General features: G+C 47.8%; 13 protein-coding genes. 7 read left to right on the top strand and 6 right to left on the bottom strand.

The window, feature by feature from the left end; genetic code table 11:
- Positions 1 to 26: 26 nt before the first annotated feature.
- The 4 genes from ACEW9O_RS18540 (at position 27) to ACEW9O_RS18525 (ending at position 6,326) form a co-directional block, all read left to right on the top strand.
- The gene (locus tag ACEW9O_RS18540) at positions 27 to 776 is read left to right on the top strand and encodes an MbnP family protein (protein ID WP_373551681.1); all 750 of its coding nucleotides are present in this window, start codon (positions 27 to 29) and stop codon (positions 774 to 776) included.
- 43 nt (positions 777 to 819) lie between these two features.
- The gene (locus tag ACEW9O_RS18535) at positions 820 to 2,964 is read left to right on the top strand and encodes a T9SS type A sorting domain-containing protein (protein ID WP_373551680.1); all 2,145 of its coding nucleotides are present in this window, start codon (positions 820 to 822) and stop codon (positions 2,962 to 2,964) included.
- A gap of 106 nt (positions 2,965 to 3,070) precedes the next feature.
- Positions 3,071 to 3,922 carry a DJ-1/PfpI family protein gene (locus ACEW9O_RS18530; RefSeq protein WP_373551679.1) on the top strand — a complete coding sequence of 284 codons (852 nt, stop codon included), beginning with the start codon at positions 3,071 to 3,073 and terminating at the stop codon, positions 3,920 to 3,922.
- Between the two features lie 94 nt (positions 3,923 to 4,016).
- A complete protein-coding gene (locus tag ACEW9O_RS18525) occupies positions 4,017 to 6,326 on the top strand; it encodes a TonB-dependent receptor (RefSeq protein WP_373551678.1) in 2,310 nt (769 codons plus the stop codon).
- Between the two features lie 95 nt (positions 6,327 to 6,421).
- Here ACEW9O_RS18525 and ACEW9O_RS18520 read toward each other — a convergent pair whose 3' ends face one another.
- On the bottom strand, positions 6,422 to 7,198 hold the full coding sequence (locus tag ACEW9O_RS18520) for an MbnP family protein (protein ID WP_373551677.1): 777 nt from the start codon (positions 7,196 to 7,198) through the stop codon (positions 6,422 to 6,424).
- A 243-nt stretch (positions 7,199 to 7,441) separates the two neighbouring features.
- On the opposite strand from ACEW9O_RS18520, the gene ACEW9O_RS18515 reads away from it, so the two are divergent.
- Together ACEW9O_RS18515 and ACEW9O_RS18510 are read left to right on the top strand one after the other, a co-directional pair.
- Positions 7,442 to 8,197, top strand: coding sequence for an MbnP family protein (locus ACEW9O_RS18515; RefSeq protein WP_373551676.1), 756 nt, complete (start codon positions 7,442 to 7,444; stop codon positions 8,195 to 8,197).
- A 49-nt stretch (positions 8,198 to 8,246) separates the two neighbouring features.
- Entirely contained in the window at positions 8,247 to 10,397 is a 2,151-nt protein-coding gene (locus ACEW9O_RS18510) for a T9SS type A sorting domain-containing protein (protein WP_373551675.1), read from the top strand.
- A 231-nt stretch (positions 10,398 to 10,628) separates the two neighbouring features.
- Here the strand turns inward: ACEW9O_RS18510 and nth are convergent, their stop codons facing one another.
- A complete protein-coding gene (gene nth, locus ACEW9O_RS18505; protein WP_373551674.1) occupies positions 10,629 to 11,291 on the bottom strand; it encodes an endonuclease III in 663 nt (220 codons plus the stop codon).
- A complete protein-coding gene (locus ACEW9O_RS18500; protein ID WP_373551673.1) occupies positions 11,269 to 12,441 on the bottom strand; it encodes an AIR synthase-related protein in 1,173 nt (390 codons plus the stop codon). Before ACEW9O_RS18500 ends, nth begins: the two co-directional genes overlap by 23 nt.
- Positions 12,442 to 12,680: 239 nt before the next feature.
- On the opposite strand from ACEW9O_RS18500, the gene ACEW9O_RS18495 reads away from it, so the two are divergent.
- Positions 12,681 to 14,000 carry a peptidoglycan DD-metalloendopeptidase family protein gene (locus tag ACEW9O_RS18495; RefSeq protein WP_373551672.1) on the top strand — a complete coding sequence of 440 codons (1,320 nt, stop codon included), beginning with the start codon at positions 12,681 to 12,683 and terminating at the stop codon, positions 13,998 to 14,000.
- Positions 14,001 to 14,073: 73 nt separating this feature from the next.
- Here ACEW9O_RS18495 and ACEW9O_RS18490 read toward each other — a convergent pair whose 3' ends face one another.
- The 3 genes from ACEW9O_RS18490 to ACEW9O_RS18480 are packed head-to-tail and all read right to left on the bottom strand — an operon-like array spanning position 14,074 to position 15,700.
- Positions 14,074 to 14,601: a DUF4252 domain-containing protein gene (locus ACEW9O_RS18490; protein WP_373551671.1), complete on the bottom strand. Its 528-nt coding sequence runs from the start codon at positions 14,599 to 14,601 to the stop codon at positions 14,074 to 14,076.
- 32 nt (positions 14,602 to 14,633) lie between these two features.
- On the bottom strand, positions 14,634 to 15,179 hold the full coding sequence (locus tag ACEW9O_RS18485) for a DUF4252 domain-containing protein (RefSeq protein WP_373551670.1): 546 nt from the start codon (positions 15,177 to 15,179) through the stop codon (positions 14,634 to 14,636).
- The gene (locus tag ACEW9O_RS18480) at positions 15,176 to 15,700 is read right to left on the bottom strand and encodes a DUF4252 domain-containing protein (RefSeq protein ID WP_373551669.1); all 525 of its coding nucleotides are present in this window, start codon (positions 15,698 to 15,700) and stop codon (positions 15,176 to 15,178) included. The genes ACEW9O_RS18485 and ACEW9O_RS18480 overlap by 4 nt, the downstream gene beginning before the upstream one ends.
- Positions 15,701 to 15,710: the final 10 nt, after the last annotated feature.

Raw genomic sequence — 15,710 nt, 5'->3', positions numbered from 1 at the left:
CCAAATAGATTAATCAACTAGTTGTTATGAAAAAAATCATTTTCCTATTAGGGCTCTTGTACTGCTTTGCTTGTGAGAATGAGGCAGTAGACCCTCCCGAACCACCCGTGCTTAAAGGAACTTTTTTGTTCCATTTGCACAATTACATTGACTTGCAGGAGATCGACTTATACGGAATTGAGTACCAGACTTCCGAAGGCAGAAGCATTGTACTGGACTATACGGAGATGTACATTTCTGAAATTCAGTTGCTCAAAGCAGATGGTTCTTTGTATTCTATTCCGGGTAAAATTCTGCTAAAAAACTTCAGAGACCAAACCTATGAAGTGGCCGAAGTACCCGTGGGGAAATACAAATCAGTGCATTTCAAAGTAGGCTTACCTGCTGCGGTGAATGCCCTTGCCCCCAAGGACTCTGCAATCCTCAACCAGCCTGCCATGTGGTGGAACAGTGCTGCTCAAGCCAACGGCTACCTTTTTATGAATATACAAGGGAAAATTGACACTTCGGCCGACCTGAGTCACTCGCCAGTTCCTTTTGTGTATAAAATTGGCACCAATGCCAATTTCGTGGCCGTCAAAATGCCAGAACGCGAATTTACGATCAAGGAAGACACCTATTTCTACGGGCACATCATTGTGGATTACAGCCAATTGTTCAAGGGCCTTGCCTTGAATAAATCCAGCAATTTGTCAGTACAAACCATTGCCGACAACGCCAATGCTACTGCCCAGCAAATTGTACGCAACATTCCCTCCATGTTTATTTATGAATGAACATCACCATCGACATTATTCACACATTAACCAATTTATAGCGATGAATACAAACAACAACAATTTCCCTAGAACCGCTACTTTGCTGGTTCTTGCCTTTTTGTGCAGTCAGGCGCTTTGGGCGCATTTTGGCTCCAGAGGCCCATTCGGCGGCTCCGTCAGCGTAGCCATCAGCAATGACTCTACCGTTTACCTCGGTACTTTTAATGGCGGGGTGTATGAAAGCACCAACTCCCGCCTGGTTGCCTGGAGAGCGATTCCAGTTGGCTTGAGAAGCGGTAAAATTACTGCGCTGACGCACAATGGCAGCAACTTGTTTGCGGGGACTGCTGACGGCGGCGTGTATATTTTTAACGGATTGGTAGGAACCGACCGGCACTGGAACCAAATCAACAAGGGTTTGACCAATCTCAAGATCAAATCCTTGCTTGCCCTAGATGCCAACACCCTTTTGTTGGGAACGGAAGGTGGTGGTTTGTACAAAACTACGGACAAAGGTGCCACCTGGACCCTGGTCAACAACGCGGGGCTGAACAACCAAACAGTCACTGCTTTGCTGAAAGTGGGAAGTAAAGTTGTTGCGGCTACTTTGGATGCTGGTCTTTTTGTATCCACCGACAATGGCAGCACCTGGACAGCATTTAACGATGCCAATACCTTGAACGTGGCTGGAACCATCGCTTTGGCTTACAATGCGACCAGCGATGAACTGGCCGTAATCAACGCCAAAGGTTTATTGGTCTTGGGTAGCGCCAGCACGGTTGCTACACCAGCCTTTGCTTTGGTGGCTGGCGTACCTGCCAACACTACCCTGCGCAGCGTTAGCACCAGCGGCAGCAACTGGTACCTGGCTACGGATCAAGGTGCCTATGTACTCGCAGCCAACACCTGGACAAAAGCGGGTACTGGTTTGAGTACAAACGACGTAACCGTGGTATTGCCCTTCCGCACCAGCCTTCTGGCAGGTACACGCAAGGAAGGGATTTTCACCGCCCCAGCTTCGGCCCTTAACTGGACTGCCCGCAATACCAACTTCAACAACCTGGAGACTTATGCAATTGAAGCCAGCGGAGTAGCGGTGGTGGTGACCGCTACTGAGCGCGGGGTGTTCGTAAGCCGGGATTTGGCGGCCTCCTATGTACGTGCCAACAAGGGCCTGACCGACAGCTTGAACGTGACATATTTGCGCTTTTTGGGCAGCAAATTGTACGCATCCACCAAAAATGGCGGCGTATTTATCAGTGCCGATACGGGTAAAACCTGGATTGCACTGAATGTAGGGCTGACTAATTTGAACATTAAAAAACTTTATGCTTCCAGCAAGGATATCTTCCTGATTGATGCAGGCAATGGTTTGTACCAATATCAGAGCAGTACCTGGGTTGCCATTCAAAATGGATTGCCCGCAAATGCAGTGCCTACTTCACTGGCTTTTTATGGGGACAAAATCCTGTTGGGTACCCTGGGCCAGGGTGTTTTCAGCAAAACCGAAACGGAAACAAGCTGGACCGCGACAAACAACGGCTTGAGCAACCTCAACGTCACTTCAGTGGCCACCCAAGGCAGTAAACTTTTTGCAGGTACTGATGGATCCGGGGTATTCGTAGCCGATCTGGACGCTGCAACGTGGACTCAGGCAGCACCAGTTTCCATTTCGCATACCGTATTGATGGGCCGGGATGGCAGCAAAATCCAGGACTTGGGCGTGTACTACGGTTATGTTTTTGCCAGTTACCAAGGTGGTCTTTTGGCTACTTCCGACAATGGCAAAACCTGGATCGCCGGGGGCAACCAATTCAATTTGCCCAGCTATACCAATGTCCACAAAGTTTCCTTTGTAACCACAAGGGTATTTGTATCCACCGAATTCAACTGCCCTTATTCCAATGCCTTGTCAGAGTTGCCAGCTGTCGTAACCGGGGTAAATGACCTCAATGAGGCATTGAATGCCTCCATCCGCATTTTCCCCAACCCTAGCCAGGGTCAGTTTGCCATCGAGCTTCAGGGCTTTAAAGCCAAAATTGAAGGCGTACGCATTTACGATCAGCAAGGCAAACTGCTGCAAGACATCGTCAATGTCAATGAATTCCAAAACATCAACACGGCTAGCAATTTGCCCGCTGGGGTCTACTTCGTACACGTGCGTACGAACGAGGGACTTGGGGTAAAAAAATTGCTTATCCAATAGTCAAATGAAACTAGGGTGCCGGCGAGCGCTACTGCTCGCCGGTTTTTTAATTGCTTCATCTTGGTAAGGCAGTAAAAAAACTGCCTTGCACCTCAACCTGAATATCGTGAAATCACTTCAAATGCTCCTCTTTTTTTGCTTTGTTATTCTCGGCTCTACCCTACTCTCAGCCCAAACCACCACTGCCGATTCTTTGGCTAAAGCCCAAAAACACCACGATGAATTGATGGCCATCATCATGACCCAACCCAAAGTGCCCATCAAAACCATTGGCATTTACGTGTACGACGGTTACAATACCCTGGACGCCATCGGCCCTTATCAGGTGCTTTCCGAGCTCATGAGTGTCGACATTTTCTTTGTGGCCAAAGAAAAAGGTTTGGTCAAAAACCAGCGGGGTTTGAAAGTGCAGGTGGACAAATCCATTGCAGACGTCAAACAACTCGATATCCTGGTCATTCCTGGTGGTGCCAGAGAAACCTTTATGCAAACCCAAGATACAGCAGTACTCAACTGGATTCGCCGCATCGACAAAACCTCCAAATACACCACTAGCGTGTGTACGGGTGGGTGGATTTTGGGTGCTACCGGGCTTTTGAAAGGCAAAAATGCCACCACCAACTGGTACCGCGCCGAGGAGTTTATGCAGCTGTATGGAGCCAATTTCAAACCTGAACGCTATGTGCAGGACGGCAAATATTGGACCTCCGCCGGCGTTACCGCAGGCATGGATATGGCCCTGGGCATCATGGACGACCTGATGGGGAAAAAATACACTCAAGGCGTGATGCTGGATTTGGAATACGATCCCAAGCCACCTTACAATGCAGGCTCAGTCAAAAAGACCGAACCGATTGTAGTGGATATGATGCTGCAAATGTACGACATGGGACTACAGCCCTTGCTGGAAAAGGAGAAACAAAAGAAGGCGGCCCAAAGCAAAAACAAAACTGAATAATGAAAGCAACCCGATTGATCTTCCAAATCCACAATCATTCGGTTTGATATTTTTCATTCAATCTTCATTCAAAATGAATTTCAAAATTTTCTTCTTGGCATTAACTCTATGTTTCATAAGCAAGCTCGCGTTTGCCCAAACATTAGAAGGGAGTATTAAATCACAATCTGGCGAAGGCATTGCCTTAGCCAATATTCGTGTGCTGAACACGAGTATTGGAACCACGGCTGACCGGGATGGCCATTTTATACTTACCCTTTCCGCAGGAAATTATCAACTTGCGGTCAGTGCAGTTGGTTTTGCCAGCCAAACGGGTGCTGTTGTGGTGGCAGAAGGCCGTGCTACGCAGGCGGATTTTATTTTGCAGGAAAACACCGCACAGCTAAGTGAAGTGATTGTGAGTGCCGACAAAGTCGAAGCCCAATTGCAAAAAACGCCACTAGCCGTAACGGCGCTTACCGCCAAAGAAATTGAAAACTACCGGATTTGGAGCATTTCCGATTTGACCGCGCTTTCTCCAAGCGCTTTCACGATCGAACATGGCAACAGTACAGCTTCCACTTTTTTGAATATCCGCGGCGCATTAGGGTTTACCAATGAACAAGCAGTGGCTACCTATGTGGATGGCGTTTATCAATTCGATTTTTTTTCCGCGCCTTTCAACTTCAACAACATTGAACGTATCGAAATCCTGCGCGGGCCTCAGGGTACCTTGTACGGGCGAAATGCCTTTAGTGGTGTAGTCAACGTTATTACAAAAAAGCCAAGTAACCAGGCTACCGGAAGAGCAGAAATCAGCATAGGGGACTATGGCCAGCAACGATACAACACAGCAGTGAGTTTGCCTTTGGTAAAAAACAAATTTTTCGTCGGTTTCGGTGGCCAACTCAACAAACGAGGAGCGGTGTACGAAAACCCAACCCTCAACGATAAGGATTTTGACAGCCGTCGATCGCTCAATGGATTTGTGAACCTGCGCTACCTGGCCTCTGAAAATTGGGCATTTGACTTCACCTTGCGTTCGGAAAGCAATAAAGATGCGGGTTCATTTCCTTGGGTTGCCACCGATTCCATCGCCTTGAATGCACCCTATCAGGCTTTTGGCAACTTCCCCAATACCGAAAGGATAAGCAATACCAACGCCTCCTTCACCGCTCGGCATTATGGCCAGAAGTTCAATTTCACCTCACAAACCTCGGGGATCAAATTTCATGGTTGGTATCCTGACCAATTTGATTTTGATTTCACCCCGGCACGGTTTATCAGTGGGGACAATGATACAGAGCAACAACAAATTACCGAAGAACTTCGCTTTTCTTCGCCAACTACTGCCCAGACATGGAAATGGACAATAGGATCCTTTTTGTTTTTTGAAAAAACCAATACGGTGGGAAAAACCTATTTCGGGGAAGACTACGCGCTTTTTGACCCTAGTGCCCCCTATAGCAGCATCACCAATGGCAAGCGTAACAATCGAGGTGTGGCATTTTTTGGACAAGCAACTTACTCCGTTTCGGAAAAATTTGATCTGACCGTAGGTGCTCGGTATGACACCGAACACCGGGAGCGCACCGAAAATAATGAGTTTGAAAAAGGTGGCATTGTTACTCCTCTGACTGCGGACACCACCGTTCAACGTGATTTTTCAGCATTTACACCCAAGGTGATTTTGAGCTTCAAGTTGAATGAAGCAACGATGGTATTCGCGTCCTACGCCAAAGGATTTCGGGTTGGAGGTTTTAATGTCAACTCCCGTGCCTTTCCAAGTTACGACCCAGAAAAATCTGACAATTACGAGATTGGCATCAAAAACGACCTACTCGACCGCAAGCTGCGCCTCAACCTTACGGCTTTTTATTTCCAACAAAAAGACCAGCAAGTTACGACCAGTAAAGACGGCATTAACTATGCCACGCTTAATGTGGGAGATATGAACAATTTTGGGGTTGAAGCAGAGCTGTCGGCACTACCTGTCCGCAACTTGCAAATTGATTGGACGGCGAGTACTTCAAGCAGTGAGTATGCCCGCTTGCCGCTTTTTGATTTTGCTACCCTCGCGGTGAAGGATTACAAAGGCAATCATGCGATTTACAATCCCAAATTTCAGTCCATGCTAGCTGCACAATACACGGTGCCTTTCAAATCGTCGAAGCAAAAACTCGCCGTTTTTGTACGAGGTGAATACCGCTACACGGGTGAATACCAATTGAACTTTGAAAACACTGAATCACAAAAAGGGTACAGCATCATCAACGCCCGCGCGGGTTTGACCAGTACCCATTTTGATCTGGCGTTGTGGGGGCGCAATCTGAACGATGCCAGGTATCTCGGTTGGGGTACTTTTGGTTCGTATATGCTTGGTGCGCCGCGAATGGTGGGCATGACTTTAAGCGTGAAAATCTGATTTTTCACAAAAGTCTTTCAGCATACAATAGACAAAGAAAAAAGCGCCAGTCAGCATTAAATCTGATTGGCGCTTTTATGCTCTCTTTGAGTACCTTATTTTTCCTGAATCTTCAAGGCTTCCTGCAAATTATCCGCAATAAATTTGGCAATGGACTTATCCACCGTATGATCCTGAGTCACCTTGCGGAAATCCAGGTAATCGCTGGCAGATTTAGCCAACACGCGGTGCAAGTCAACATCCAGGGTAAAATTGCTGCTGCTTTTGTCCTTGATGACAATGTCTGTCAAAAACACTTTTTTACGAAAAAATTCATTCTCGCCCACGTGGAAAGTGAGTTTGGTAGCGAATTTCCCACTATTGTCCAAATCGGCATTGCCTTCAATTTTGGTAAAAACGTAGCCCTTGGCCCAGGACCAATAATTGTCGTCCAATGGGTGGGGGGGGGTATAGCTGCTTGGGCCTACCGCATTGAGGTCCGCCGAAACGCCCAGCCCCAGTTTGAGGCCTTTGTAGGTGCCCGGTGGAATATTTTTGAGGCTAAAGGAAATGCCTTTTTGCGCCGCGTCATCGGATTGGATGTTTTTGAAAGACACAAGTTCAACATCAATGAGTTGGAGGCTATCCCCCTTGGGGTCATCGGTTTTTAATAAAGCTACATCCGAAATGTAAAATTGAAACAGTTGTAAACGCAGCTTCGTATTGTCCTCGTAAGGATAATCTGCGTTGAACATTTTCAGTTTGTTCTGGTCAAAAAAACCTCGAAAATTGAGGGTCAATTCGCCGCCTCTATCGTTGTTGTCGTCATTTTTGTCGCAGGTCAAGAGGCTGAAAGCGAGCAACAGGGAAAGTAAAAAATTGATTCTATTCATGGTTTTAAAGGCTTTTTTGATCAAACTATTCAAAAATAGATTTTTCCCATCAAATAAACTCCAAAATGTGGGATTTAGTCGGGAGTGGACAATGATTTTGGGCAGTGGAGGAGAGCGGCCTTTGCTGATAAAAGAAAATAGAAAAAGGCAACCCAAGAGCATTAAAAGAAGTATAGGGTAAAGCTTTACCTATTTCCAATCCTAACGCAACTTGTTAACAAGTTTCAATCCACCGAGTTGACCATGAAAAACCTATTGCCAATCTTCACCCTGCTCCTCCTTGCCGCATGCTCCAACGAGGCAGTCGAGCCCGAGGAACCCACCGTAAAAGGCACCTTCCTACTGCATTTACATGCCTATGTAGGTTTACAAGAAGTAGACTTGTACGGCATCAATTACGAAACGCCCGAGGGGCGCAGCATGTCTCTGGACTTTTCCCAGTTGTACATTTCGGATGTGCAGTTGGTCAAAGCCGACGGTTCCCTGTACGCGATCAAAGGCAAAAGTTTCCTGAAGAACCTCAAAGTGCACACCTATGAGATTGGTCAGGTACCGATAGGCACGTACAAGTCGATCCGCTTCAAAGTGGGCCTCCCACCGAGTATCAATGCCTTGAATCCCACAACGCCAAGTGATTCCGCAATGCTCAATCAACCCAGCATGTGGTGGGGAAATACCGCCCAACCCGGCGGATACGTCTTTTTGAACGTTCAAGGGAAAATCGACACTTCGCTCAACATGGATAAAGCTCCTGTGCCTTTTGTATATAAAATCGGTACCAATGTCAATTATGTACAAGTCCAACTGGGCGAAAAAGAATTCGCCATTGAAGAGGATGCATATGTATACGGGCACATCATCGTCGACTACAGTAAACTTTTTACTGGAATCACCCTGAATCAAGCTGCGTCGCTGAGCGTTAAAACCGCTGCCGAAAACAACGCTGCTCTGGGGCAGAAAATCGCCAAGAACATCCCGTCCATGTTTAACTACGAATAACCACTGGATTAATGGCTCATTATTGTTTAACACCCAACAACATTCATTCATGAAACATCTTTACCATTTCTCCGTCAATATACTCGCTTTGCTGGCCCTCTTGCTGTTTTCCAGCCAGAAGCTTAGCGCACATTTTGGCTCCAGAGGCCCCTTCGGTGGCTCAGTCAGTGTAGCCATCAGCAACGATTCTACCGTATACATTGGTACCTTCAACGGTGGCGTTTACGAGAGTACCAACTCCAGGTTGACGGCATGGAGGGCTTTGCCTGTAGGCTTGAGAAGCGGCAAAATAACCGCCCTTGCCCACTCTGGGACCAATTTATTCGCCGGAACCCTGGATGATGGGGTCTACATTTACAGTGGTGTGGTCGGTACCGACAAACATTGGGTGAGAATCAGCAATGGTTTGACCAATCTAAAAGTTACCTCTCTTGTAGCGCTAGACGCCAATACCTTAATCGCGGGCACCGAAAGTGGTGGCGTATACAAAACCACCGACAAGGGTGCAACCTGGAAATTCCTCAATAGCGCCTGGTTGAATGGCACCACGATCACCGGTTTATTAAAACTCGGCAACCGGATCATCGCTTCTTCCCGCGAAGGTGGGGTATTTGTGACCAAAGACGGCAACGGATGGGACAGTTTCAGCGATGGAAAAACCCTTGACGTGGGTGGCACCAACTCCATCTCGTACAATGCCAAAACCAATGAGCTGGCGGTCATCAACATGGATGGCCTGTTCATTTTGTCCAATGCCAGCGCAGTGACGGGCAACATCAACTACCGTACCATCCAACCCGGCTTGCCTGCTGGAACGACCATGCGTTCCATTGCAAACAATGGCGACAATTGGTTTTTGACCACCAACAAAGGGGTTTATACTTCCTCCACGGGCGCTACCTGGGCTCCCTCCAATAGCGGACTAGCCACAGTCGATGTTACCGTGGTTCTGGGCTTTAGGACTACAGTAGTTCTGGGCACCCGCATAGAAGGCATTTACACCACTCCAGCTAGCGCTCTCAACTGGGTGAGCCGCAATACCAATTTCAACAACCTTGAAACTTATGCCCTGGAATCCAGTGGTGAAAGGATTGTGGTAGCCGCTACGGAGAAAGGGGTCTTTGTCAGTCGGGACTTGGCTTCCACTTATGTCCGCGCCAACAAGGGTCTGTCCGATAGTCTCAATGTCACCTACCTGAAGTTTTACGGCAGCAGCCTGTACGCCTCAACCCAAAATGGTGGCGTGTTTATCAGTGCCGATACTGGAAAAACCTGGACTGCCTTGAATGCAGGATTGCTCAACTTGAATATTAAAAAAATCTACGCCTCGAGTAGCAACGTCTACATCCTGGACGACAACTATGGCGTATTTCAGTTGAACGGCAGCACCTGGAGTTCCATTCAAGCTGGCTTGCCAGCGAATACCTTGCTCACCTCAATGGCATTTTACGGTAGCAAAATCCTGCTGGGCACCCTGGGCCAAGGGGTCTTTACCCGCGAGGCGGCCTCAGGAACCTGGACAGCTATAAACACTGGACTTGGCAATCTTAGAGTAACTTCAGTGGCTACCAATGGTAACAAGTTATTTGCTGGAACCGATGGTGCTGGGGTATTTGTGGCCAATCTCGACGCCGCCAGCTGGACTCCAACGGCGGCTACATCCATATCACATACCACTTTGATGGGCCTGGACGGTAGCAAAATTCAGGACATGGCCTATTACAATGGTTATATTTTTGCCAGCTACAAGGGTGGTTTATTGGCTAGTTCGGACAATGGCCAAACCTGGATCGCGGGTGGGAATCAGTTCAATTTGCCGAGTTATACGGGCGTGCACAGGATTTCTTTTGTGACTACCCGGGTGTTTGTTTCTACAGAATTCAATTCTGTGTATTCCAATGCACTCTCTGAACTTCCGACGGTAGTCACGGGCACAAAAGACTTCAATCCAGCCTTAAACGCATCCATTCGTATTGTACCCAATCCCAATGATGGCCATTTCGCCATTCAGTTGGAAAATGCCAATACCAAAGTGGAAGGGATCATTTTGTTTGACAACATGGGGCGAAGGATTCAAGATTTGGGCAAGTCTAGTGACTTGCAAAACCTGCGGACAAGTGTGAATTTGCCAAGCGGAGTTTATTTTGTACACATTCGTACGAAGGAAGGCAATGCGGTTAAACGGATAGTGATTCGATAAAATACAAGTTGAAGTCTGCCTATTGTGTGCAACGGGCACAAATTTTCTATGGTGACATCTAAGGTGAACTAAGGTTTCTAAGGTGGTGAAAAGAAAAAAAACTGCCGAGCAGGATATGATTTCACCACATTAGACACTTTAGTTCACCTTAGAAAAGAAGGCGATAAGCCAAACAGTAATCAATACATAAATATTTGATTTTCAATGTTTTTATTTAAAATCTTACCTTTTTCAACCCTTTTTCCCATACAAACTACAAATCGGGCAGGCCTCCCGCTTATGCCCCCGTGCCGGACAATACTGCCGACCAAAAAAGATGATTTGTAAATGCAGCTTGTTCCATTTTTCACGAGGAAAAAGTGCTTTTAAATCCTTTTCGGTTTGCTCTACGTTTTTGCCGCTGCTCAAACCCCAACGTTCGGCGAGGCGGTGAATATGGGTATCCACGGGGAATGCGGGTACACCAAAAGCCTGGCTCATCACCACCGAGGCGGTTTTGTGCCCTACCCCAGGCAGGGCTTCCAATGCTTCAAAGGATTGGGGCACTTCCCCACCGTGTTCCCGCAACAAAATGCCCGACAAATCCCAAATCGCCTGGGCTTTGCGCGGCGCCAGGCCACAAGGACGAATGATGTCTTGGATCGCCGCTACAGGTTGTTGTTGCATCGCCGCAGGGTTATCTGCCAGGGCAAAAAGATGCGGTGTGACCTTATTGACCCGCTCATCGGTGCACTGAGCAGAAAGCAGTACCGACACCAGCAAAGTGTAGGCATCACTATGTGTCAGCGGGATGGGTGTTTCGGGATACAGGTCCTCCAGGATTTGCATGATCGCCGCTGCTTTTTGGCGGCGACCGGGTGCCCGTTGAGGTTTATTGGTATTCGAAGTGTCCATAAGGGCTGTAGATACTGACCTGATTGAATTGATTTTCTTCAACGTGTCCCACCACTTTGGCCTCAATGTTGAAAGACTGCGCCAGCTCGATCACCTGCTGGGCATAAGCCGCGGGCAGGTACACCTCCAAACGTTGCCCCATGTTGAACACCTGGTACATTTCCTTCCAGGTAGCTCCCGATTCGGCCTGGATCAACTGGAACAATGGCGGGGTAGGCAGCAGGTCATTTTTGACGACTTTTTTATTGTCCAAAAACTTCAAAACCTTGGTTTGGCCGCCACCCGTGCAGTGAATCATGCCGTGAATGTGGGGGCGCAATTGCTCCAGCAGGGGCTTGATAAAGGGCAAAAAGGTACGAGTGGGTGACAAAATCAGCTTGCCAATCGGAATTTCCTGCCCTTGAATATTTATCGTTTCGGTCAGTTTACGTTTGCCCGAATACACCAAACTTTCGGGAGTGGCAGGATCAAAGGTTTCGGGGTATTTTGCCGCGTAGTCATGATCGAGTACATCGTGCCGGGCCGAAGTCAGGCCATTGCTGCCCATGCCGCCGTTGTATTCAGTTTCGTAAGTCGTTTGGCCTGCTGAAGACAAACCTACGATTACATCACCCGCCTGAATGTTGTTGCTGATGACCTCAACACGAGGCATACGGGCAAAAGCGGTGTAGCCTACGTCGATGGTGCGTACAATGTCGCCTACATCAGCGGTTTCGCCTCCGGTCAAAAAAACGTTGATACCCAGAGCAGTCAGTTGATCAACCAGTTCGGTGGTAGCATTGATGAGGGTACTGATGACTTCACCAGTGATGAGGTTTTTATTGCGGCCAATGGTAGAGGAAAGTAAAATATTGTCGATACAGCCTACACAGCCCATGTCATCGAGGTTCATCACGATGGCATCCTGCGCAATGCCCTTCCACACACTCAGGTCGCCGGTTTCTTTCCAGTACAGGTAAGCGAGGCTGGTTTTGGTGCCGGCAGTATCGGCGTGCATCAAGTTGCAATAATCGGGATCCATACCCGCTACATCGGGAATGATTTTACAAAAAGCATTGGGATACAAACCCTTATCTAGATTTTTGATCGCCGCGTGTACTTCGTCTTTACTCGCCGAAACGCCCCGTTGATCATAGCGGTATTGGTCCATTTTTTAATTTGTGGTTGACAAAATGTGCCGCAAATATACAAGACTTGTCCCGACGACACTGCGCTGTGGACAAAAAAGAATCTGTTAGGGTGTGTAAAAATCACAACATTCCTTTTGTCCTTCCGTTCTGTATCCTATATTTGCACAAAGGCATTATTCGTAACATTAGGCAGTGCTCACATATCCCCCCTATTCGCACGGTAATCGATAGCGAGCATTAGACCTATAAACTGCAAACTGTGTTGAACACAAAAATTCCTTTTAGACTGCGTGAGCAACTCACGCGGCTCAACTGGACGTGGGTCATAATCGGTACACTGGGCTTGGGATTGATTTTAACGCTAGCCGTATCGCCCAGCACTTCCCGCCACCTCAAGGCTTCTTTACTGGGCAAAGACCGCAACGCACCCATTGGTGCTTTCCCCGTAGTGGTTCCAACCATCAAATATGGTTTTGCACTCGATACTTTCCAGGTATTTGAGTCCGAATTTCACCGCAGCGAAAATCTGGGGGACATTTTGGTGAGCCACAACATGGAATATGCCGACATTGACAACCTGGTGCGGAACAGCCGCGACGTGTTTGATGTACGCGACCTCACCGCAGGTAAACCTTACCTGATTTTATCCAAAGATTCTACTCAAGGGCCAGATTACATGATCTATGAGCCCAATTTGTACAAATACTACGTTTTTCACCTCAAGGATTCTTTGTTTATCGAAAAAATCGAAAGACCCATCACCACGGCCATCCGCTCTTCGGGGGTAATTGTGGAGTCTTCACTCTGGGAGTCGATGGAGCGCAGCGGTGCAGATCCTGCCCTGATCAAATCCCTGGAAGAAGCTCTTAAATGGAGTGTAGATTTCCACCACCTCAATCGTGGTGAAGAGTTTAAAGCGGTGTACGATCAACACTACGTGGAAGGTCAGGCGGTTGATCCGGGTCGAGTACATGCCGCTTTGTACAAAACCAACAACAAGGAAAACTTTGCTTTCTACTATGAAAGCGCACAGTACACTGGTTATTACGATCAGGATGGTCGCCCGATGAAAAAGGGCTTCCTGCGTGCACCGGTTAAATATGTACGCATTTCTTCGGGTTTCAATATGCGTCGTTTGCATCCGATTTTGGGCACGGTTCGCCCCCACTTTGGCACAGATTACGCGGCGCCTTATGGCACTCCGATCATTGCCGTGGGTGATGGTACTGTGCTGGAAGCTACCCGCCGGGGTGGCAATGGCAATTTTGTCAAAATCAAACACACTGGTCAGGTACAAACGCAATACTTGCACATGCAGGCATTTGCGCGGGGTATTCACCCAGGAGCACGGGTTTCTCAGGGTCAAGTGATTGGTTATGTGGGTGCAACAGGTTTGGCAACTGGCCCACACGTTTGTTTCCGCTTCTGGATGAATGGCCGTCAGGTAAATCACAATGGCCTGAAATTGCCACCACCGGAGCCACTGCCGAAGACTGAAATGGAGAAATTCGCACCGATTCGCGACAAGTATATGGAGATGTTGAAGGAGATTAAGGTGGAAGGGGCGGTAGCGCCATAAGCAGGCCTTAATTCCAATAAAAAAGGGTCAAGTTTTGAATTCAAAACTTGACCCTTTTTTATTGAACGTAACCTCACACCTTCTTCGGCAATTTCTTCCGATCCTCGGGCAGTCGTTTGAACTCCTTACTCCCGTTCACCTCCATGTTGAAATCATTCAAATCGGTGTACTTCAAGCGGCCTTCCAGGTTGAGTAGCAAGAAATTCTTTTCACCTTTGACGATCATGACCAAATCCGTGATGACATCATTGTTTTCTTTGATCATGAAACGCACATGGGCATCGTCCCCTTTGAAATAAGCCAGGTCTTCAAATTTGTCGGCCCTCAGTTGTTCCATCAGGTGGTTGACGTCGTTGGCTTCCACGGGGTTCCCCTCGTCAAAATTGAGCAGATGCAGACTGGAGATGCTACGCATGATGCGCATGGCTTCATCGTCGTCGCTGTCTTTGGCGGCGAGTTTGAGGAACAGGCCACCGATGTTTAGGCGGGTAGCTTGTTCGTATTTGCCGAATTTGCGCATAAAATCCTGTACCACCTGGTTTTGAGCGGGCAAGGCGAAGCCCAGGCCCAGCAGTGCCAGGCTAAAAATAATCTTCTTCATGGTGTTGATGAGTTTGTGCTGCTAAGTAGCAGCTAGGCTTGAGGTAATTTTTTGGCTTTGGCTTTTTCTTTCCAACCCAGTTCCTTCAGGTAATGATCCAGCACCTCGTTGATGTCTTTCATGCGCAGGCGGGTTTTGGCGCTCAGGAAGATGGTTTCCCCATCATCGCTGCCCACAACCAGGAGCTCTTTGAGCCGACCTTTAGAACCTTCCCGAATCATGATGTTGAGGTCGGTGTCTTCGTTGCGAACGTAGACCAAATCGTCATATCCGTTGTTGGCTTTGAGACCGCCGACAAAGTTTGACAAATCCTCCTTGGTAATGCTGTTGCTGTTTTCACTCTGCAACAGGCGAATTTTACCCATCTTGCGCGACAGGCGCAGCCAGGTACGGGTTTCTTCATCCTTAATGCTGTTGTAAACGAGCCCCGTGCCAATCCAGACCAGCCAACCGGGTAATTTGAAGTTGGTAACGGCTTCCTGCTTTTTGAATTTCTGGTAAAATTCGCCTACTGAGCTTTGAGCAGATAAGCTGCTACTCAGGGCGGCCAGGGTCAGGAGGAGGATCGCCGTTCTCATTTCTTCTCTATTTCTTTGGCCAAACGGGTGATTTTGTTCAAATCCAGGTTGCCCATGAAGCTCAAGAGCACAAATTCATCCTTACCACCGGACAAGAGGAGGAGTTCCTGGATGACATTATTGGTTTCTTTGATCAAAAATTCCACATTGTCGCCATCTTTGTCGCGCACCGTCAGCAGTACCTCGTATTCCTTGGTATTGATTTTGGCTTTGGCTTCCTTATAAAAAAATTCCGGCGTTTCGTCGGTGGTCAGGATGCGCAAGCCCTGGAGGTCTTTGGCCATATCCAGCACCGCTTTGGCTTCAGCGTCATCCTCCATGTCCAGGATTTTGGAATCGATCCGGCCAATCATCTGGAACAATTTTGGACTGATGTACACCACATCAAAACGTTTGTCCTCCACATAACTGGAAAAGTACTTGTCAATGGCACTGGCAGCGGTATTCGTAGTCCCTTGAGCCAGACCATTTACAGCGGCCATTGCAATGATGGCCAGGGTGAAAAAATGCTTGATTTTCATATTGCTTGAT

Source organism: Haliscomenobacter sp. (assembly GCF_041740695.1).
Classification (GTDB): Bacteria; Bacteroidota; Bacteroidia; order Chitinophagales; family Saprospiraceae; genus Haliscomenobacter.
This window is presented reverse-complemented; position numbering and strand designations above follow the sequence as displayed.

Bases quoted from the DNA above. Each gene is read 5' to 3' on its own strand.
- ACEW9O_RS18490 (WP_373551671.1), bottom strand. From the start codon at position 14,601: ATGAAGAAGATTATTTTTAGCCTGGCACTGCTGGGCCTGGGCTTCGCC.
- ACEW9O_RS18485 (WP_373551670.1), bottom strand. From the start codon at position 15,179: ATGAGAACGGCGATCCTCCTCCTGACCCTGGCCGCCCTGAGTAGCAGC.
- ACEW9O_RS18540 (WP_373551681.1), top strand. From the start codon at position 27: ATGAAAAAAATCATTTTCCTATTAGGGCTCTTGTACTGCTTTGCTTGT.
- ACEW9O_RS18500 (WP_373551673.1), bottom strand. From the start codon at position 12,441: ATGGACCAATACCGCTATGATCAACGGGGCGTTTCGGCGAGTAAAGAC.
- ACEW9O_RS18520 (WP_373551677.1), bottom strand. From the start codon at position 7,198: ATGAATAGAATCAATTTTTTACTTTCCCTGTTGCTCGCTTTCAGCCTC.
- ACEW9O_RS18480 (WP_373551669.1), bottom strand. From the start codon at position 15,700: ATGAAAATCAAGCATTTTTTCACCCTGGCCATCATTGCAATGGCCGCT.
- ACEW9O_RS18515 (WP_373551676.1), top strand. From the start codon at position 7,442: ATGAAAAACCTATTGCCAATCTTCACCCTGCTCCTCCTTGCCGCATGC.
- ACEW9O_RS18510 (WP_373551675.1), top strand. From the start codon at position 8,247: ATGAAACATCTTTACCATTTCTCCGTCAATATACTCGCTTTGCTGGCC.
- nth (WP_373551674.1), bottom strand. From the start codon at position 11,291: ATGGACACTTCGAATACCAATAAACCTCAACGGGCACCCGGTCGCCGC.
- ACEW9O_RS18535 (WP_373551680.1), top strand. From the start codon at position 820: ATGAATACAAACAACAACAATTTCCCTAGAACCGCTACTTTGCTGGTT.